General features: G+C 60.4%; 18 protein-coding genes. 8 read left to right on the forward strand and 10 right to left on the reverse strand.

What is annotated here, in order from left to right; translation table 11 throughout:
• Window positions 1-222 precede the first annotated feature (222 nt).
• Window positions 223-1,710 carry an NAD-dependent succinate-semialdehyde dehydrogenase gene (locus AA309_RS09720; RefSeq protein WP_047188811.1) on the forward strand — a complete coding sequence of 496 codons (1,488 nt, stop codon included), beginning with the start codon at window positions 223-225 and terminating at the stop codon, window positions 1,708-1,710.
• 39 nt (window positions 1,711-1,749) lie between these two features.
• On the opposite strand, the gene AA309_RS09725 is transcribed toward AA309_RS09720, so the two are convergent.
• The 6 genes from AA309_RS09725 to AA309_RS09750 form a co-directional block, all read right to left on the reverse strand.
• Window positions 1,750-2,592, reverse strand: a complete 843-nt coding sequence (locus tag AA309_RS09725; RefSeq protein WP_047188812.1) for an endonuclease/exonuclease/phosphatase family protein — start codon at window positions 2,590-2,592, stop codon at window positions 1,750-1,752.
• Window positions 2,592-3,401, reverse strand: coding sequence for a carbohydrate ABC transporter permease (locus AA309_RS09730; protein WP_047188813.1), 810 nt, complete (start codon window positions 3,399-3,401; stop codon window positions 2,592-2,594). Before AA309_RS09730 ends, AA309_RS09725 begins: the two co-directional genes overlap by 1 nt.
• Window positions 3,398-4,315 carry a carbohydrate ABC transporter permease gene (locus tag AA309_RS09735; protein ID WP_200901973.1) on the reverse strand — a complete coding sequence of 306 codons (918 nt, stop codon included), beginning with the start codon at window positions 4,313-4,315 and terminating at the stop codon, window positions 3,398-3,400. Before AA309_RS09735 ends, AA309_RS09730 begins: the two co-directional genes overlap by 4 nt.
• Window positions 4,316-4,378: 63 nt before the next feature.
• Entirely contained in the window at window positions 4,379-5,662 is a 1,284-nt protein-coding gene (locus AA309_RS09740) for an ABC transporter substrate-binding protein (protein ID WP_052954606.1), read from the reverse strand.
• A gap of 77 nt (window positions 5,663-5,739) precedes the next feature.
• The gene (locus tag AA309_RS09745; RefSeq protein ID WP_047188814.1) at window positions 5,740-6,741 is read right to left on the reverse strand and encodes an ABC transporter ATP-binding protein; all 1,002 of its coding nucleotides are present in this window, start codon (window positions 6,739-6,741) and stop codon (window positions 5,740-5,742) included.
• Between the two features lie 24 nt (window positions 6,742-6,765).
• The gene (locus AA309_RS09750; RefSeq protein WP_047188815.1) at window positions 6,766-7,575 is read right to left on the reverse strand and encodes an HAD family hydrolase; all 810 of its coding nucleotides are present in this window, start codon (window positions 7,573-7,575) and stop codon (window positions 6,766-6,768) included.
• Between the two features lie 254 nt (window positions 7,576-7,829).
• On the opposite strand from AA309_RS09750, the gene AA309_RS09755 reads away from it, so the two are divergent.
• Entirely contained in the window at window positions 7,830-9,080 is a 1,251-nt protein-coding gene (locus AA309_RS09755; RefSeq protein ID WP_047188816.1) for a glycerate kinase type-2 family protein, read from the forward strand.
• Here AA309_RS09755 and AA309_RS09760 read toward each other — a convergent pair.
• Window positions 9,077-9,856 carry a sensor histidine kinase gene (locus AA309_RS09760; RefSeq protein WP_084731050.1) on the reverse strand — a complete coding sequence of 260 codons (780 nt, stop codon included), beginning with the start codon at window positions 9,854-9,856 and terminating at the stop codon, window positions 9,077-9,079. The genes AA309_RS09755 and AA309_RS09760 overlap by 4 nt on opposite strands.
• 465 nt (window positions 9,857-10,321) lie before the next feature.
• On the opposite strand from AA309_RS09760, the gene AA309_RS09765 reads away from it, so the two are divergent.
• Window positions 10,322-10,498: a CsbD family protein gene (locus AA309_RS09765; protein ID WP_047188818.1), complete on the forward strand. Its 177-nt coding sequence runs from the start codon at window positions 10,322-10,324 to the stop codon at window positions 10,496-10,498.
• A 46-nt stretch (window positions 10,499-10,544) separates the two neighbouring features.
• On the opposite strand, the gene AA309_RS09770 is transcribed toward AA309_RS09765, so the two are convergent.
• Genes AA309_RS09770 through AA309_RS09780 form a run of 3 tightly spaced genes read right to left on the reverse strand, consistent with a single transcriptional unit; the run spans window position 10,545 to window position 12,583 of the window.
• Window positions 10,545-10,775, reverse strand: coding sequence for a sulfurtransferase TusA family protein (locus tag AA309_RS09770; RefSeq protein WP_047188819.1), 231 nt, complete (start codon window positions 10,773-10,775; stop codon window positions 10,545-10,547).
• A complete protein-coding gene (gene mobA, locus AA309_RS09775; RefSeq protein ID WP_047188820.1) occupies window positions 10,768-11,448 on the reverse strand; it encodes a molybdenum cofactor guanylyltransferase MobA in 681 nt (226 codons plus the stop codon). Before mobA ends, AA309_RS09770 begins: the two co-directional genes overlap by 8 nt.
• Window positions 11,449-11,455: 7 nt before the next feature.
• On the reverse strand, window positions 11,456-12,583 hold the full coding sequence (locus AA309_RS09780; RefSeq protein ID WP_047188821.1) for an Mrp/NBP35 family ATP-binding protein: 1,128 nt from the start codon (window positions 12,581-12,583) through the stop codon (window positions 11,456-11,458).
• 220 nt (window positions 12,584-12,803) lie between these two features.
• Between AA309_RS09780 and AA309_RS09785 the strand changes: the two genes are divergently transcribed.
• The 5 genes from AA309_RS09785 to AA309_RS09805 all read left to right on the forward strand — a co-directional run bounded on the left by AA309_RS09785 (window position 12,804) and on the right by AA309_RS09805 (window position 17,285).
• Window positions 12,804-13,307 (forward strand): pyridoxamine 5'-phosphate oxidase family protein, encoded by a 504-nt coding sequence (locus AA309_RS09785; protein WP_047188822.1) that lies wholly within the window; start codon window positions 12,804-12,806, stop codon window positions 13,305-13,307.
• A gap of 179 nt (window positions 13,308-13,486) precedes the next feature.
• A complete protein-coding gene (locus AA309_RS09790) occupies window positions 13,487-14,752 on the forward strand; it encodes a PQQ-dependent sugar dehydrogenase (RefSeq protein WP_047188823.1) in 1,266 nt (421 codons plus the stop codon).
• Between the two features lie 57 nt (window positions 14,753-14,809).
• Window positions 14,810-15,139 (forward strand): c-type cytochrome, encoded by a 330-nt coding sequence (locus AA309_RS09795; RefSeq protein ID WP_047188824.1) that lies wholly within the window; start codon window positions 14,810-14,812, stop codon window positions 15,137-15,139.
• Window positions 15,140-15,222: 83 nt separating this feature from the next.
• Window positions 15,223-16,515 carry a nicotinate phosphoribosyltransferase gene (pncB, locus tag AA309_RS09800; protein ID WP_047188825.1) on the forward strand — a complete coding sequence of 431 codons (1,293 nt, stop codon included), beginning with the start codon at window positions 15,223-15,225 and terminating at the stop codon, window positions 16,513-16,515.
• Window positions 16,516-16,520: 5 nt separating this feature from the next.
• Entirely contained in the window at window positions 16,521-17,285 is a 765-nt protein-coding gene (locus AA309_RS09805) for a LamB/YcsF family protein (RefSeq protein ID WP_047188891.1), read from the forward strand.

The following is a 17,285-nucleotide window of genomic DNA, read 5'->3' on the forward strand; positions in this document are numbered from 1 at the left end:
CCCACGAAGCCGGTCAAGACAAGGTAACGGCGGTATACGGCTTAGCAATGCGATTAGGGTTCATCCTTAAGTCGCAAACATTCTCAAGGTCGCGGTTTTGTGTAGGATCGGTCCCGCTCCATAGCCGAGGGCAACCCAGACCGGCGTGCAGCGCGGTATCCAGGAGAGGCCTGAGCGCCTATATCCCTGTCACCATTTCCATCATCCAGGCTGGAGTTCTCCATGACTGCTCATAATCCTCCGGAACGTCGCGTCCCCGACCTGAAGGACGCGTCCCTGCTGGTCTCTCAGGCCTATGTGGCGGGCGAGTGGGTGGGTGCCGAAGGCGGCAAGACCCTTCCCGTCACCGATCCCTTCGACGGGGCGCTGATCACCACCGTGCCGGATCTCGGGGCGGATGCCGCCCGCCGTGCCATCGACAAGGCACATGAGGTTCAAAAGGCCTGGGCCAAGCGTACAGCCAAGGAGCGCAGCCAGATTCTGCGCAAGTGGTACGACCTCATCATCGAAAATGCCGACGATCTCGCTCTCCTCCTCACCACCGAGCAGGGCAAACCGCTCACCGAGGCCAAGGGCGAGGTGGTGTCGAACGCGGCCTACATCGAATGGTTCGCGGAAGAGGCCAAGCGCATCGACGGGGACATCATTCCTGGCGCCAACCCGAGCCAGCGCATCCTGGTGCTGAAACAGCCGGTGGGCGTGTGCGCGGCGATCACGCCCTGGAATTTTCCCAATGGCATGATTACCCGCAAGGTGGGTCCGGCGCTGGCTGCCGGCTGCACCATGGTGTTGAAGCCTGCAGCGCAAACCCCTCTCTCGGCTCTCGCCCTCGCCGTCCTGGCCGAGCGGGCGGGCGTGCCCAAGGGCGCGTTCTCGGTGATCACCACCAGTGAGGCAAAGCCTATCGGCGAGGAGTTCTGCCACAACCCGACGGTGGCCAAGATCACCTTTACCGGCTCCACCAATGTCGGCCGCTGGCTGATGCGGGAAGCTGGCGACAGCATCAAGCGCCTGTCGCTGGAACTCGGCGGCAACGCACCCTTCATCGTGTTCGACGATGCGGATCTCGATGCCGCGGTGGAAGGCGCCACGGCCTCGAAATTCCGCAATGCCGGCCAGACCTGCGTCTGCGCCAACCGGATCTATGTGCAGGAGAGCGTGGCTGAGGCCTTTGCCGAGAAGCTCGCCGCCAAGGCCAAGAGTCTCAAGCTCGGCCGAGGCACGGAAGCCGGCGTCGCCATGGGACCGCTAATTGATGATCGCGCCGTGGCGAAGATGGAGGACCATGTCCAGGACGCGCTCGCCAAGGGCGGCAAGGTGCTCGTCGGCGGCAAGCGGTCGGAATTGGGCGGCACCTTCTTCGAGCCGACAGTGATGACCGGCATCACCCAGTCCATGAAAGTGACGAAGGAAGAGACCTTTGCGCCGCTCGCCCCGATCATCACCTTCAAGGACGAGGCGGATGTGATCGCGATGGCCAACGACACGGAGTTCGGCCTGGCGTCCTACTTCTATGCCAAGGACATGGCCCGCGTCTGGCGCGTGGCGGAGGCACTGGAGAGCGGCATGGTGGGCGTGAATACGCCGGCACTTGCCAACGAGATGGCGCCCTTCGGCGGCATCAAGCAGTCGGGCTTGGGCCGCGAAGGCTCCAAGTACGGCATCGAGGGTTTCCTCGAAATCAAGTATATCTGCCTCGCAGGCATCTAACCGACAGAGCCGGGCTGCACCACAGCCCGGCTTTTCCTTTTAAGCCCGGAGCGTGATGGCCACCGGCTGATGATCGGACGCAGTCGTTTCCACATCGACACGCAGATCAGTGATCCGGTCAGCCATATTCTCCGATACGAAAACGTAATCGCGGCAATGGGGTCCTTGCGGCCATTGCTTGAAATCGGCGACACCGGTCGTGGGCGCATGCGGCGCAACGCCGTGCTTGACCATCCAGGCATCCACGAATGTCGGAATGCCGGATGCAAAAGGCTTCAGCATCTCGGAATGGAGCGGATCGTCGGGGCCCAAATTGAAGTCGCCGCACACGATGGCGCCTACGGGCACCGGCAGAGTTCGATAGGGGCCCTCTGAAGTATCACGATAAGCGAGCCTGCTGCGCATCTCGTAATTCTCGTGCACCTTGCGGATATGTTCGACTTGAGCCTGACGATGCTCGACCGAATAATATTCGAGATGGCAGGTCGTCACGCGCACAGGGCCGAGGTCCGTCTGAACAGTGACTTCGAGCGCTTGTCTCTGCATGCTCCGGCATTCCGTAGCGGGCCAGGGAAGCATATGGCTTGCGATTTCCAGCACGGCCAAGCGCGAGAGGACCATGTTGCCGAAGACCTGCAGACGGCCATTCGCATCCCTGCGCTCGACGGCAGGGCGGAAGATGGGCGTGTAGCCGGGCAGGAGCGCGGCGAGAAGAGCCGGCTGATCCTCTCCGCCGTCATGCGGCGCGAAGCCGTGTGAGATCTCCTGGAAGCAGAACACGTCCGCATCGCTGAGCGCCTTTGCGGTCTCGACGATGCGCTTGAGATCGACCTTGCCGTCGCAGCCGAGTCCCCATTGAATATTCCACGTCACGAGCTTCATCAGCGGATGCCTGCACGCATGAAGGATTGAACGAATTGCCTCTGGAAGAGGAGGAAGGCCAACAGCAGCGGGGCCATGGTCATCACGGTTGCCGCGGTGATCACCGACCAATCGACACCGGTTTCTGGCGCGCCGAAGACCGCAAGACCCACCGTGAGGGGGCGGCTTTCGACGGAATTGGTGACGATGAGCGGCCAGAGGAAGTTGTTCCAGTGATAGCTGACGGAGACGAGACCGAAGGCGATGTAAGTCGGTTTGCCGAGCGGCACGAAGACGCGCCACAGCACGCCCAAGGAGGACGCACCCTCGACGCGCGCGGCCTCCACGAGCTCGTTCGGCACGCTCTTGAAGGTCTGGCGCAGCAGGAAGATGCCGAAGGCCGAGGCGATATAGGGCAGGGCAATGGCGGGGATCGTGTCGAGCAGGTTGAGAGCGCCGATGACGCGATAATTCTCAACGATCAGCACGTCAGGCATGATCATGAGCTGCACCAGCACGAGCGCGAAGAGAACATCCCGGCCGAAGAACCTGAAGCGGGCGAAGGCGTAAGCAGCCAGCGTGGCGATGACGAGCTGGCACGCAAGAACCAGGCTCACCAGCATCAGCGTGTTGACGTAATAGCGCGCAAAAGGCGCCTGCCGCCAGGCGCGGGCGAAATTGTCGAGCGTCAATGAAGCCGTCAGATCGAAGCGCGTGGCGTATTCGGAGGGATGGAACGCGCTCCACAGGCTGTAAGCCAGTGGCAGCAGCCACAGGAGCGCTAGCGCCCAGGCCACAATGGTTTCGACCGAATGACCGTTCTGTCTCATTGATAGTGAATCCTGCGGTCGAGATAGACGAACTTGGTGAGCGCCACGGCAGCCAGGATCGCGATCAGCGTCACCGTCAGCGTTGCGGCATAGGTGGTGTCCTGGAAGGTGAAGGCCACTTCGTAGATGTAGTAGAGCAGCAGCGAGCTCGCATTGTTCGGCCCGCCCTTCGTCATGATGACGAGTTGATCGACGAGCTTGAACGAGTTGATCAGCGCGTTGATCGAGATGAACAGGGTCGTCGGCATCAAGAGCGGCAGCGTCACGCGACGGAAGAAATACCAGCGACTTGCGCCTTCAACAGCGGCCGCCTCCTTCAGCTCGGGCGGGATGGTCTGGAGCGCCGCGAGATAGAAGATCATGAAGAAGCCAGCCTCCTTCCAGACCACCATGACAGCGAGGCAGGACATGACGGTCGAGGGATCGCCCAGCCAATTGTGACCGGAGAATCCGAGGCTCTTCAGAAACTGGTCGAGCAGGCCGTAATCCGGCGTGTAGAAGAACAGCCAGATATTTGCCACTGCGATCATCGGCAGAACGGTCGGCGTGAAAAAGGCAAGACGCAGGAAAGAGCGGCCCGCCATCTTCTTGTCGACCCAAACAGCCATCAGCAGAGCGAGCGCGATGCTGGTGGGAACGGTGGCGAGGGCAAAGACGATGTTGTTGCGCAAAACCTGCCGGAAGACATCGTCATCCAGCATATAGATGTAGTTCTCAAGGCCGACGAAATGAGATGCTCCACCGCGCCCGAGCGAGAAGAAGCTGTGATAGAGCGTCGCGAGGATCGGGTAATGCGTGAAGGTCGCAAGCAGAACGACGGCTGGCAGGAGAAGCAGCCATGCATTGACGTTCGTCAGCCAGGCCTTGCGTCGGGCGGCCTTGGGCTCGGCGGCGCTCATGACGGTTGCGACCATCGCACTCTCCCGCGAGATTGAAAATGTGCTGCGGCAGGTTTCCGCCGCAGCACGTGAGTTCGATTATTTGTAGCGGCTGAGGACGCGCTCGGACTGCTTCTGGGCGCTGTCGAGAGCCTCCTGCGGCGTCTGTGTGCCGGTGACGGCAGCCTGCACCGCATCGTTCATGATCTTGTAGATGCGGCCGTTCTCGTGCACCGACAGCTCGGCGACCGCATGCTGCAGCTGATCACGGGCCACGACCGCCTGCGGGAAGTCCTTGACGTAGGTCTTCATCGCTTCGGTTTCGTAGGCCGCGGGCGTCACGGCCACGTAGCCGGTCTTGATGCTCCACTCGGCGGCGCGCTCTGGAGCCGTCATCCACTTGATGAACGTCACGGCAGCCTTCTGCTGCTCAGGAGACGCGCTCTTGAACACATAGAAGTTGCCGCCACCGGTCGGAGAACCACGGCGCTCCTTGGCCGGGAGCATGGCGACGCCGAAGTTGAACTTCGCGCCTTCCTTCACCGCCGTCAGGTTGCCGGTGGTGTGCCACATCATGGCCGTCTTGCCTTCGAGAAAGTCCGCGCGCAGAGTGCCCCATTCCACGGCGCCCTTCGGCATCACGCCTTCCTTGGCAGCGAGATCGACCCAGTACTGCAGGGCCTCGACAGTCTTGGGCGCATTGAAGGAGACCTTGTTACCGGCCTCGTTCATGAGCTTCTGGCCGTTTTCGATGGCGAGCGCTTGGAGCATCCAGTAGCCGTAGCCCGTCGAAGGAATTTCGACACCCCAGCGGGTCACGTTACCGGAGGCATCCTTCTTCACGAGCTTCTTCGATATTTCGACCATCTCGGCCCAGGTTGTCGGCGGCTTCTCGGGATCGAGGCCCGCTTCCTTGAAGGCGTCCTTGTTGTAGTAGAGGACGATGGTGGAGCGCTGGAACGGGACGCTCCAGGTCTTGCCCTCGACCCGGCCGTTTTCCATGAAGGCCGGATAGAAGCTGTTCAGCCACTCCTTGCCGTCAGCACCGGCGATCTCGTCGATCGGCACGATCGCCTGCTCGTCCATCAGCGTGAAGAGATCGGTGGAGAAGAGCACCGACAGCTGCGGAGGCTGGCCGCCCTTCATGGCGGTCATGGCTTTGGTCATGGTGTCGGTGTAGTTGCCGGCGTAGACGGCTTCCACCTTGATGTCCGGATTCTCTTTCTGGAACCGCTGGACCATGTCATCAATGACCTTCGTGACAGGTCCGCCGACGGCGACCGGATAGTACATGGTCAGGTCGACCGCATGGGCGACGCTGGCGCTCAGGCTCATCACCGTCATGAGACCTGCGGTGAGCAGGGTTTTCGTCTTGAACTTCATTGTCCTCCCCCTCCGGGTTTTTAGAAGTCACACGCCTGCGGCCTTGCAAGCCGCCTGCGTTCTTTCAGAAGAAAGCCTCACCGGGGCAGGGCGCTGCCCGCACGACGCTTTCCGCTGTCCCTGTCAAACAGATGTATGTGACTGTTTTGCCATCCGAGCGCGACTTGTGCACCGGTGGGCAGCGCGCAATAGCCGGTCTGGCGGACGGAGACGGTCTCGCCCTTCACGTCGCAGAGGATGATGCTGTCGGCGCCCAGATATTCGACGGCCTTGACGGTGGCGGGAATGCCGTCATTCTCCAAGATGGAGATGTGTTCCGGCCGCACGCCCAGCATGGCGTCGTCCTGCCAGGAGATGATGTTCATGGGTGGCGTTCCGATGAAGCGCGCCGTGAAGTCGCTCGCCGGCTCGTTGTAGAGCTCGTGCGGCGCGCCGTTCTGCTCGATATGCCCGTCGCGCATCAGGATCACTCGATCGGCCATGGTCATGGCCTCGGTTTGGTCGTGCGTGACATAGACCATGGTCATGCCGAGGCGCTGCTGCAGGCTGCGGATCTCCGCGCGCATTTCGTGGCGCAGCTTGGCATCGAGGTTGGAGAGCGGCTCGTCCATGAGGCAGACCGGCGCTTCCGCGATGATGGCGCGGCCGAGCGCAACGCGCTGGCGCTGGCCTCCCGAGAGCTGTGAGGGCTTGCGTTCGAGAAGATGGCCCAAACCCACGATGTCCGCCACCTTCTTGAGCCTGGCATCCCGCTCCGCGCGTCCGACGCCGCGCACGCGCAAGCCGAAGACGATGTTTTCGGCGACGTTCAAATGCGGGAAGAGGGCATAGGACTGAAACACCATCGAGATGCGGCGCTGCGCCGGCGAGAGATGCGTGACGTCACGCCCGCCGATGGTGATGGTGCCGGAATCAACTTCTTCTAGACCAGCAATCAAGCGAAGCGTGGTGGACTTGCCGCAGCCCGAGGGGCCGAGCAGGACCAGGAACGTTCCTGCATCGGCCTTGAAGCTGATGTTGTCGACGCCGCCAACACCGCCCCATGTTTTCGATACTGCGTTGACGACAATCTCGGACATGGGCGCGACCCTTGAGACCTGAAATCAGAATGCCTGATGGCGCTTGGCGGTGAGGAGGATCTCAGCCAGTTCGGCGAAGCCGTCTCCCGAACGCCCTTTTGCAATATAGGCTGGTTTGTTCTTCAGCCGGCGCTCGAAGGCATGAATGTTGGCGACACCCACGCTGAGCGGAAAAGCGGCGAACATCGGCTCGTCATTGGGCGAGTCGCCTGCATAGATCACAGACTTCTTCGCCTCTTCCCAATCCATGCCGAACACATCGGCCAGCAGGGTCTTGGCCATGCTGAGCTTGTTATAGTCGCCGAACCAGCCGTTCACATGAATGGAGCTGACCTTGGCCTGCGCGCCATGGCGCTCGAAGATGGCGACAATCCTGTCAACTTCCGATTCCGGAAGAGCGGGAACATCTTCGCAGAAATCGATGGCAAGGTCCGCAAGGCGATACGCCTGATCGCTGGCAAGTGCCGAGCCCGGCACGGATTCAAGCACTTCCTTCTCGACGGCGTCGAGCTTGGTACGATTGCGCTTCAGCTCCTCAGGCGTGGCCCAGAAATGCTGTTGCATCTTCTTCCGCTCGCGGTCATAGCGGAAATAAAAGGCTCCATTCTCGCCCACGATGCCGTCCACGGGCCACATGCGCGCGATGTGATCGCACCAGCCGGCCGGGCGGCCCGTGACGGGAATGACGAGAAAGCCGGCGCGCTGAAGGTTTTCCAGCGCGGCATAGGCCGACGCCGTCAGCATGCCTTCCGTCGTGATGGTATCGTCGATGTCGGTAAGGATGACGCGCACGGAGCCCGCCTTTTCCGGCGGGAGCTGAGACAGGGGAATCATTCCGCCACTCCCATGACCTGGGGGCGGGGAGCGTACAAGCTGGTCACTCGCATTCGCAGGCGTTTCCTTTGAGGTGGAACTCTATCGGTCCCTTTTATGAAGCCTAGGTGACAGATACCAGCAGTTCAAGCACGCTCCTGTGGGTTGTTCCAAGGTTTTTTAGCCGGCAAATCCTTTGTTGCAGGAGGACTACGGGTTCGAGCCAATCTTTTCCTGAAGTTCCAAGTCTAGCCGGAATCGCGTAAGGTCCGTTCATGACCGACGATTCCGTAATCCTTCGTGCCCTGTTCGATGCCGCCTTGGAGGCGGCCCTTCCGGATGGAAAGTTCGATGAACGCCTGCCGTCCAAGCCGAAAGGCCGGACGATCGTCCTCGGTGCAGGCAAGGCCTCTGCGCGGATGGCAGCGACTTTCGAGGAGGCGTGGGCGAAGGCCGGTGGCACCTGCGAAGGTCTTGTCGTCACGCGCTATGGCCATGCGGTGCCCACCCGTTCCGTCGAGATCGTAGAAGCCGCGCATCCGGTTCCCGACGAGGCAGGCCTGAATGCAGCCAAACGCATTCTGGCGCTGGCTCATGAGGCGGGGCCTGACGATCTTGTCGTCTGCTTGATCTCGGGCGGAGCTTCTGCGCTGCTTTCGCTTCCTGCTGACGGCATCACCTTCGCCGACAAGCAGGATCTGAATCGGGCTCTCCTGAAATCCGGCGCGCCCATCGGCGAGATGAACCTCGTGCGCAAGTCTCTCTCCGCGATCAAGGGAGGCAGGCTCGCTGCGGCCGTCGGTCCGGCACAACTGGTCACCTATCTCATCTCCGATGTGCCGGGGGACGATCCTGCAAGCATCGGCTCCGGTCCGACGATTCCCGAGCGTGTCGATCCTGAAACCGCCTTGTCGATCCTCGCCAAATACAGCATCGATGTTCCCGTCCATGTGGTGAAGGCCATTCGCGAGAATGCTGTCGAGAGCTCGGTTGCAGGCGGCGCGGTTCATATGCTCGCGACACCCAAGATGGCGCTGGATGCTGCAGCCAGGAGAGCGCGAGAGCTCGGCTTGAACCCGCTCATTCTCGGTGATGCGATTGAAGGCGAGGCGCGCGAAGTCGGGCGCGCGATGGCGGGCGTCGCGCGATCTGCGCGGATGTATGGTGAGCCTGTTGCAGGACCTTGCGTTCTTCTGTCCGGCGGCGAAACAACTGTGACCGTTCGTGGCACGGGACGTGGTGGGCGCAACGCGGAGTTTCTGTTGTCGCTTGCGTTGTCTCTGCGGGGAGAAGCGGACATAGCTGCCATCGCTTGCGATACCGATGGCATCGATGGATCAGAGGACAATGCGGGCGCATGGTTCGATCAGGCCATGTTCGCAAGCGCCCAGGAACGGGGCGTCGATCTCGCCGCGCATCTTGCGGGCAACGATGCGTATACCGCTTTCGCGCAACTCGACAGGCTTGTCATCACGGGCCCGACCTTGACCAACGTAAACGACTTTCGCGCAATCCTCATTCGCTAAAGGATCCCGGACGCCCCTATGATGTTCCTCTCAGGGATCGTGAGGGTCACGGTTGTTCCGCGCCCTTCCTTGCTTTCGATCTGAAGGCCTCCGCCATGGAGCCTGAGGATGTGCCAAGCAAGGCTGAGACCGAGACCCGTGCCTGGATAATCCCTGGCGTTACGGCCTCGGAAGAAGGGCTGCATGAGAAAAGGCAGGTCTCTCTCGGAAATGCCAATTCCTTCGTCTTTCACTTTAATCGCGATGCCGTGTTTTTCTGCGCGCGCGGTCACCCTGATAGGTCGTTCGGGGGGCGAATACTTCATGGCGTTGGACAGCACGATCACGAGCGCCTGTTCCAGCAGGATAGAGTCTCCCACAATCGTTTCCGGAAGGCCCCGGACATCGATCTTGAAAAGACGTCCCGGCTCGTGGTTGCCCTGCTCCCTGCAGGCACGCCGAATGAGGGCTTCCGGATTAAAATCGCTCGGATTGAGAAGCATGCCGCTCGCACTAACGTGCGTATAGGACATGATCATCTCGATCAGTTCGTCCAGACGTAGACTGGCGCGCCATATCCTCTCGGCACGGCTGCGGATATCCTCGGCATTCATCCGTTCCGACCGTCGCATCAGGCCTTGTGCAAGCGCATTGATGGCCGACAGCGGCGTTCTGAGCTGATGCGCCAGCAAAGCGATGCGATCAAAAGGCTGGGCCGTCTTTTTAGCACTGGCCCGAGCGGTTGTCGGATGCGCTGCCTTCGAGGGCTTTCTAGGAGGCCTTGAAGCGGGGGACACAGGGAACTCACGTTCTATAATTATATAACGTTATGGGCGTAGGCCGTTCGAACTAGTGCGGCCGAGCGTGATGTCCATGCTTGGGAGGCTCTGAAACCTAAAATTGTATGTGGCGAGTGACTTGACGCACTAGAACCGCTTCCACTTGCTCGGAAGCGGCTCTCTTCCTTGCTCTGCCCCATTTCTCGGCGAACCGGATCCGGTTCGCCGAGAAATGCTCCAGCTCCTGAGCAATGAGGGTGCCCAGCATAGGAACCGGCTCTAGATTTGCCGCGGAAACAACGAACCCTATTCGATGTTCGATGAGATGTATTTCTGCTGGAAAATTCTTGCTGGTTGTCTGTTCACATTGATATGATCTTCCGATCATTTGAATTTTTAGTGAATTGTACTTATGCCCGAGCTTGAAACTCGACTCCTTACAAGAGCGTTAGCCCCTGAGACGCCAGAATAAGGAGAATGGTCATGGATCATGATCGCAGCGAAGGCAGCATGAAGAACATCAAGGGCCGCATGAAGGAAGGCTTGGGCAAGGCTCTGGGTGACTCCAAGATGGAAACCGAGGGCAAGATGGATAAGGCCGAGGGCCGCATTCAGAACACCATCGGCGGCATGAAGGACAGCATGCGCAAGAGCACCTGATCCTGGTGGGTTGAATGGACGGCCCGGCTCCAATGCCGGGCCTTTTTCATGAGGGCTTGTCTGCTCGGGCGATCAGAAAAGTGATGTGCTTTTCGTCCTGATGCTGCTCCATCAGGGTATCGCCCAGTTCTCTGATGAGGTTGGGCACATCGATGCCGGCGAGGGGATCCGTGCAGATCACGCGCAATTGATCCCCAGGGTTCATGGCACGCAGTGCCTTGCGGGTCCGCAGCACCGGAAGCGGACATTTCAAACCGGACAGATCCAGTTCAATCATCGCAATCCTCCTGCTCTCCGCACCCATCGTTCCCGAACCTTCTAGAGAGGAGCGACGTAATGCTCAACATGGTACTGGCGGCATCCAGCTCTTCAGGCGTGTTGATGTTGAAGAAAGGATCGAATGGCTCGATTGGCCAGGTTGCCGTAGCCGCGCCCTGAGCTTTCGCCCAGTCTTCCACACGACGCATGCCTTTGACTGTGAGCGCATGGCGCAAGTCATGACGCAGAGCAACCGGCCAGAGGCCTGTCGTGTAGTGCTCCTGTGGTCCTGAAGCCGCGTAGGCGACAGCACTTTGCGCCGTGCTGCGTGCTGCATGAAGGCGTTCAACCAGATCTGCCGGAATGAAAGGCGTGTCGCCTGGAACGCTGACAACCCATTCGATCGCCGGCTGGTTTCTGGCCGTCCATTCAAGGGCTGTCAGAATGCCCGCCAGCGGTCCAGGATGATCTGGGACGGAATCCGCCACTACGGGCAGACCAGTCGCGATAAAACGTGACGGCTCGCCATTCGCATTGAGGATCACGCACCCGCATTGCGGAGCCAGTCGCTGTTTTACGTGACCGAGAAGCGTTTGGCCCTGAAGCATCAGAAGAGGCTTGTCCCCTCCACCCATGCGCCGCGCCAGCCCGCCGGCAAGAATGACGCCCAAAGTCGCGGGATAGGGCGTCATGGCAGATTTACTCGATGACGATGCGCGGTGCGGGACGAGCCGCTGCGCCGCCGGACAGCGCGGTCCAGACCTGTTGCGCCATATCCTTGTAGATCTTGGCGTGCGGCCCACCTGGATCCGTTGCGGCAACAGGGCGTCCCGCATCGGAGAGTTCGCGGATCGTCATATTGAGCGGAACCTCGCCAAGGAAAGGAACGTCGAGACGTTCGGCTTCCTCGCGCGCGCCGCCATGGCCGAAGATATGCGAGGTCTGCCCGCAATGAGGGCAAACGAATGTCGCCATGTTCTCGATGATCCCCAGGATCGGAATCTCCACGCGCTTGAACATGGAGACGCCGCGCCGCGCATCGATCAGCGCCAGATCTTGCGGCGTGGAAACGATCACGGCACCCGCGAGAGGGGTCGCCTGCGCCATCGTGAGCTGCGCATCACCCGTGCCGGGCGGCATATCCACCACGAGCACGTCGAGATCGCCCCAGGCGACCTCACGCAGCATCTGCGTGATCGCCGACATGACCATCGGGCCGCGCCAGATCATGGCCGCATCCTCCTCCACGAGGAAGCCGATGGACATGATCTTGATCCCATAGGCTTCCATAGGTTCGAGAATACGGTTTTCGAGCAGCTTCGGCTTGCCATGAATGCCGAAGAGCTTGGGCATCGAGGGGCCGTAGATGTCGGCATCGAGCACGCCGACCTTCAGGCCCAGGGCCTTAAGGCCAAGGGCAAGGTTGCAGGCGGTGGTCGACTTGCCGACGCCGCCTTTGCCGGAGGCGACCGCAATCACATGCTTCACACCGGGAATGCGCTGGTTCTTGGGCTGCGAGGCCGCCCGTGGACGCTGTGCGGCGGCCGGGGAGGGGGACGGGGCTCCCGATCCAGCCGGACGGTCGGCGGTGAGGCTCGCGAACACACCCTTCACGCCCGGCAATCCCTGAACGGCGGCTGCTGCCGCTTGGCGGACACGCTCCATCGCCTGAGCTTCGGACGGGTCAATCGCGATCGAGAACATCACCCGCCCCGCATCGTCGATATGGACGTCGGACAAGCGTCCAGACGCCACGAGGTTCGTTCCATTGGCGTCGACCAGAACGGTCGAGAGCGCTTGCAGAACATCTTCACGGGTAATCGCCACGATGGAGGCTCCTAGGCTTTGGTCCAACAATCTCTTGAACCTCATGTATAGGTTCGCGGCGCGTCCGTTAAGGCGTTGTCTGGCCGTCATGGGCAATATCCGAACCAAAAGTCACCCTGTCCGTTGTTCAACCGATTCCTCGGGGGCCTTAACGGCCGGCCGGAAAGCTGCGCTCGCGCATCGCGGCCCCGAGATGGCGTGAAGAAATCAGGAGACGAGAATGCACCAGCACGGCCATAACGATCCCAACGCTGCGAAGCTCTACGAGCTGATCAAAGATGTGAAGATCGCCATGATGACGACGGTCGACACCGATGGCACGCTGCACAGCCGGCCCATGCATAGCATGGAGGCCGACGAGCATGGAGACCTTTGGTTCTTCACGCAGATCCAATCGCCCAAGATGACGGAGATTTCCCGCGACAGTGAGGTGAACCTGGCTTACAGCGATCCGAGTGGCCAGACCTATGTATCTGTTGCGGGCAAGGCGGAGATCGTCCGCGACAAGGCGAAGATCGAGGAGAAGTGGTCGGAGCCTCTGCGGGCTTGGTTCCCGAAAGGCACGGATGATCCGCAGATTGCCCTGATCCGTGTGCATCCCTCGAAGGGCGAGTATTGGGACAGCCCGTCTTCGACCATCGTACATCTTTATGGGTATGCGAAGGCAGCTTTGACGGGCCAGCCGCCGCATCCGGGTGATCAGGCAAAGGTCGATCTGAGCTAAGCGCTCACAAGAGCAACAAGCAATCAGGGCCGCTCAGCGGCCCTTTTTCATGCCACCTATTTGCTTCTTTCTTTACGGTCTAGCTTGGGTATAATCAAATACAATAAAACAAAGTAACCCGGAGCCGATCCGAAGGTCAAAAAGAAAACAGGAAAGGGGGCGTTCCCAGGGAGGGAAGGATGAAATCCATCTGGCTTGCCGCCGTCTCTACTGTAGCGTTCGCGTCTTCAAGTTTCGCTCAACCCGCCACTCAGCCGCCGACCAGCAATCTCGAGAGGCTTTCGTCATTCCAGAGCACGGGAACGGAGGAGCCGAAGCCTATTCCCCAGGAAGGTCGCCGTGCCGATGCCATTCGCAAGAACCTTGAGAAGATCAAGTTGCCGGCGGGCTTCAAGATCGATCTCTATGCCATCGTTCCCGATGCACGCCACATGGCGGTCGGGCCAAATGCAGGCGTTGTCTTTGTCGGAACGCGCAAGAGCAACGTTTATGTCGTGACCGATCGCGACAAGGACCGCATAGCCGATGAGGTGAAGCAGTTCGCTCCCTCCGTTCAGTTCAAGATTCCCAACGGCGTCTGCTTCTCTCGCGACGGCGTCCTCTATATCGCCGAGCAGAATCGGGTGCTTCAATTCCCGGCAGCCGAGTTCTTCTATGAGGGTCCGGATGTCGCCGCTTTCCAGGTGGTCAAGCAGGGCGAATTGATCCCGCCCGGTGAGGAAAGCTACAACCACACCGCCCGCGTTTGCCGGGTCGGACCCGACAACAAGCTCTACATCGCCCTCGGTCAGCCCTTCAACGTGCCGGCAAAGGAGAAGATGGAGCTTTATCGGAAGGTCGGCATCGGCGGCATCATCCGCCTGGATCAGGATGGCAAGAACCGAGAGGTCTATGCCACCGGCATCCGCAACTCGGTTGGCATCGAGTTCAATCCGGCGGACAAGTCCCTGTGGTTCACCGACAACCAGGTCGACGGCATGGGCGACGACCAGCCTCCCGGCGAGCTCAATCGCGCCGTTCAAGTGGGCCAGAACTTCGGCTTCCCCTATTACGGCGGCGGTATGGTTCGCACTGTCGAGTACAAGGATGACCAGGTTCCGGCTGGTACCGTTGCGCCTCAGGCCGAAATGGCAGCGCATGCGGCGGACCTTGGCCTCACCTTCTACACGGGCAAGATGTTCCCCCGGTCCTATCAAGGTGGCGTCTTCTCGGCACAGCATGGGTCCTGGAACCGTACAAAGCCGGTAGGGGCGCGGGTGATGTTCACGCCGCTCAAGCCTGATGGCACGGCCGACAAGCCACAGGTCTTCGCCGAAGGCTGGCTCAATGAGAACGGCGAATATCTCGGTCGTCCGACCGATGTCGCCGTGCTGCTCGACGGTTCGCTCCTCGTCTCGGACGACACGGCAGGCGCGATCTACCGCATCTCCTATGAAGGCCAATAGGGCTGTTCCGGCAGGCGCGCTCATTGGCGCGCCTGTTCTTCCCCAAAAGGAAATACCATGAAGAAAACTTATGCCTTGGCATTTGCCGGGGCTCTCCTGAGTTCGCTTGCCGCCGCGACAGCCGATGCGGGGGATGCGAGAGCAGGGCGCCAGAAGATCACCACGTGCCAAGCCTGTCACGGGCTGGACGGCCTCTCCAAGAACCCTGAAGCTCCGAACTTGGCGGGGCAGATCGAAGGCTATCTTGTCAAAGCGCTGGCGGAGTACAAATCCGGCGCACGCAAGAACGAGACGATGAACATTGTAGCGAAAGACCTGTCGGACCATGACATGTTCGATATCGCGGCCTATTATTCCTCCATCCAGGTTGATGTTCTGCCCCCATGAGGCAGGGATTGACGCCAACCACCCTTTCTTCAACCCAAAGCCTTCGCTATTGTCCTGCCTCCTGAAACGGCGAGGAGCAGGCGATGGTGGACATCGCAACCAGGGTCTATAACCATACCTGGAAGATCGACCCGATCGTTCGGTCGGTCCTGGACACGGACTTTTACAAGCTCCTGATGGCGCAGACGATCTTTCGCCGCCATCGGGACGTCCAGGTCACCTTCGGTATCCATAACCGCACTACCCGGATCCGGTTGGCCGACATCATCGACGCGGGCGAATTGCGCGAGCAGCTCGACCATGTGCGCAGCCTCTCCCTGACGCGTGGTGAATCCACTTGGCTGCGCGGCAACACCTTCTACGGCAAGCGCCAGATGTTCTCGCCGGAATTCATGGACTGGCTTGAGACCTTCCGCTTTCCGGAATACTTGCTGGAGAAGGAAGACGGCCAATATGTGCTGACCTTCCACGGTCCCTGGATCGAAACCACCATGTGGGAGATCCCGGCGCTCGCGATTCTCAACGAGTTGCGCTCGCGTGGCGTGTTGAGAGGCATGGGCAAGTTCGAACTCCAGGTGCTCTATGCCCGCGCCATGACACGTGTGTGGGAGAAGATCGAACGCCTCAGAAGGCTGCCGGATCTTTCCATCTCTGATTTCGGTACTCGCCGCCGCCATGGTTTCCTCTGGCAGGATTGGTGCGTGCAGGCGATGATCGAAGGGCTTGGACCGTCCTTCCTGGGCACCTCCAACTGCCTCATCGCCATGCGCCGTGAGGTGGAGGCGGTAGGTACCAACGCCCATGAGCTTCCCATGGTCTATGCGGCACTCACCGACAGCGATGAGGAATTGGCGAAAGCTCCGTATCGCGTCTTGGCCGATTGGCAGGAAGATTATGAGGGCAACCTGCGCGTTATCCTGCCCGATACATACGGCACGACGAACTTCCTGCAGAACGCTCCCGATTGGATGCCCTCCTGGACGGGTATCCGCGTCGACTCCAAGGATCCCATCGAAGGCGGTGAGGAGGCGATTGCATGGTGGCAGCAGCGCGGGCAGAACCCGAAGGAGAAACTCGCGATCTTCTCCGATGGTCTGGATGTGGATCTGATTGAGAGGATCCACCAACATTTCCGCGGCCGCATGCGCGTCGGCTACGGCTGGGGCACGCTGCTGACGAACGACTTCCGCGGCCTTGCTCCCGAGGGCGGGCTCGATCCCATCTCCATCGTCTGCAAGGTCATCTCGGCCGATGGGCGTCCGACCGTGAAGCTTTCCGACAATCCGACGAAGGCTCTGGGGCCGGAAGAGGAAATCGAGCGTTATAAGCGCGTGTTCCATGTGGGTGCGCAGATTGCGCAGCCGGTTTTGGTGTGATTGCCATGAAAGTTGATCTGAACTGCGATATAGGCGAAGGCTTCGGTCCCTGGCCCATGGGTGATGACGAGGCGATGCTCGACATCGTCTCCTCCGCGAACATCGCATGCGGTTTCCATGCGGGTGATCCGTCCATCATGTTCCGCACGGCGGAGATCGCCAAGAGCAAAGGCGTGGCGATCGGGGCGCATCCGGGCTTCAACGACCTGCATGGATTTGGACGGCGTGTGATCCGTGGAGACTCGCCCACCGAGATCGAGCGGATGATAGCCTATCAGATCGGCGCCATGCAGGCCGTTGCCGCCCTGGCCGGCCATCAGGTCACCTACGTGAAGGTCCATGGCTCGCTCAACAACATGGCGAACGAGGACGAGAGCCTGGCACTTGCGATTGCCCGCGCCATCAAGGGAGTCGATGCAAGCCTCATCAATGTGTGCATGCCGGGCCTTCTGATGGAGAAGGCATCCGAGACCGTCGGCATCCCGGTGGTGAGGGAATTCTTCGCCGATCGTACGTATGAAGACGACGGCGCGCTGACCTCCCGCAGGAAGGCCGGCTCCGTTCTGCACGATGCCGATGCTGCGGCCGAGCGCGTGCTGCGCACTCTCCAGGAGAAGGCCGTCATCACGACATCCGGAAAGCGCATTCCCATCGAGATCGACACGATCTGCGTTCATGGTGATGAGCCAAGTGCGGTCGCCATGGCGCGCACGGTCCGGGCGAAACTCGAAGCAAACGGCATCATCATTGCTCCGTTCTCTGGACGCTAG

The sequence above is a fragment of the Microvirga vignae genome, from assembly GCF_001017175.1.
In the GTDB taxonomy this organism is placed as follows: Bacteria; Pseudomonadota; Alphaproteobacteria; order Rhizobiales; family Beijerinckiaceae; genus Microvirga; species Microvirga vignae.

Coding starts and splice junctions, on each gene's coding strand:
- AA309_RS09785 (WP_047188822.1), top strand. CDS start 12,804: ATGCACCAGCACGGCCATAACGATCCCAACGCTGCGAAGCTCTACGAG.
- AA309_RS09790 (WP_047188823.1), top strand. CDS start 13,487: ATGAAATCCATCTGGCTTGCCGCCGTCTCTACTGTAGCGTTCGCGTCT.
- AA309_RS09770 (WP_047188819.1), bottom strand. CDS start 10,775: ATGATTGAACTGGATCTGTCCGGTTTGAAATGTCCGCTTCCGGTGCTG.
- pncB (WP_047188825.1), top strand. CDS start 15,223: ATGGTGGACATCGCAACCAGGGTCTATAACCATACCTGGAAGATCGAC.
- AA309_RS09725 (WP_047188812.1), bottom strand. CDS start 2,592: ATGAAGCTCGTGACGTGGAATATTCAATGGGGACTCGGCTGCGACGGC.
- AA309_RS09720 (WP_047188811.1), top strand. CDS start 223: ATGACTGCTCATAATCCTCCGGAACGTCGCGTCCCCGACCTGAAGGAC.
- AA309_RS09750 (WP_047188815.1), bottom strand. CDS start 7,575: ATGATTCCCCTGTCTCAGCTCCCGCCGGAAAAGGCGGGCTCCGTGCGC.
- AA309_RS09805 (WP_047188891.1), top strand. CDS start 16,521: ATGAAAGTTGATCTGAACTGCGATATAGGCGAAGGCTTCGGTCCCTGG.
- AA309_RS09765 (WP_047188818.1), top strand. CDS start 10,322: ATGGATCATGATCGCAGCGAAGGCAGCATGAAGAACATCAAGGGCCGC.
- mobA (WP_047188820.1), bottom strand. CDS start 11,448: ATGACGCCCTATCCCGCGACTTTGGGCGTCATTCTTGCCGGCGGGCTG.
- AA309_RS09730 (WP_047188813.1), bottom strand. CDS start 3,401: ATGAGACAGAACGGTCATTCGGTCGAAACCATTGTGGCCTGGGCGCTA.
- AA309_RS09795 (WP_047188824.1), top strand. CDS start 14,810: ATGAAGAAAACTTATGCCTTGGCATTTGCCGGGGCTCTCCTGAGTTCG.
- AA309_RS09745 (WP_047188814.1), bottom strand. CDS start 6,741: ATGTCCGAGATTGTCGTCAACGCAGTATCGAAAACATGGGGCGGTGTT.
- AA309_RS09755 (WP_047188816.1), top strand. CDS start 7,830: ATGACCGACGATTCCGTAATCCTTCGTGCCCTGTTCGATGCCGCCTTG.
- AA309_RS09740 (WP_052954606.1), bottom strand. CDS start 5,662: ATGAAGTTCAAGACGAAAACCCTGCTCACCGCAGGTCTCATGACGGTG.
- AA309_RS09735 (WP_200901973.1), bottom strand. CDS start 4,315: ATGGTCGCAACCGTCATGAGCGCCGCCGAGCCCAAGGCCGCCCGACGC.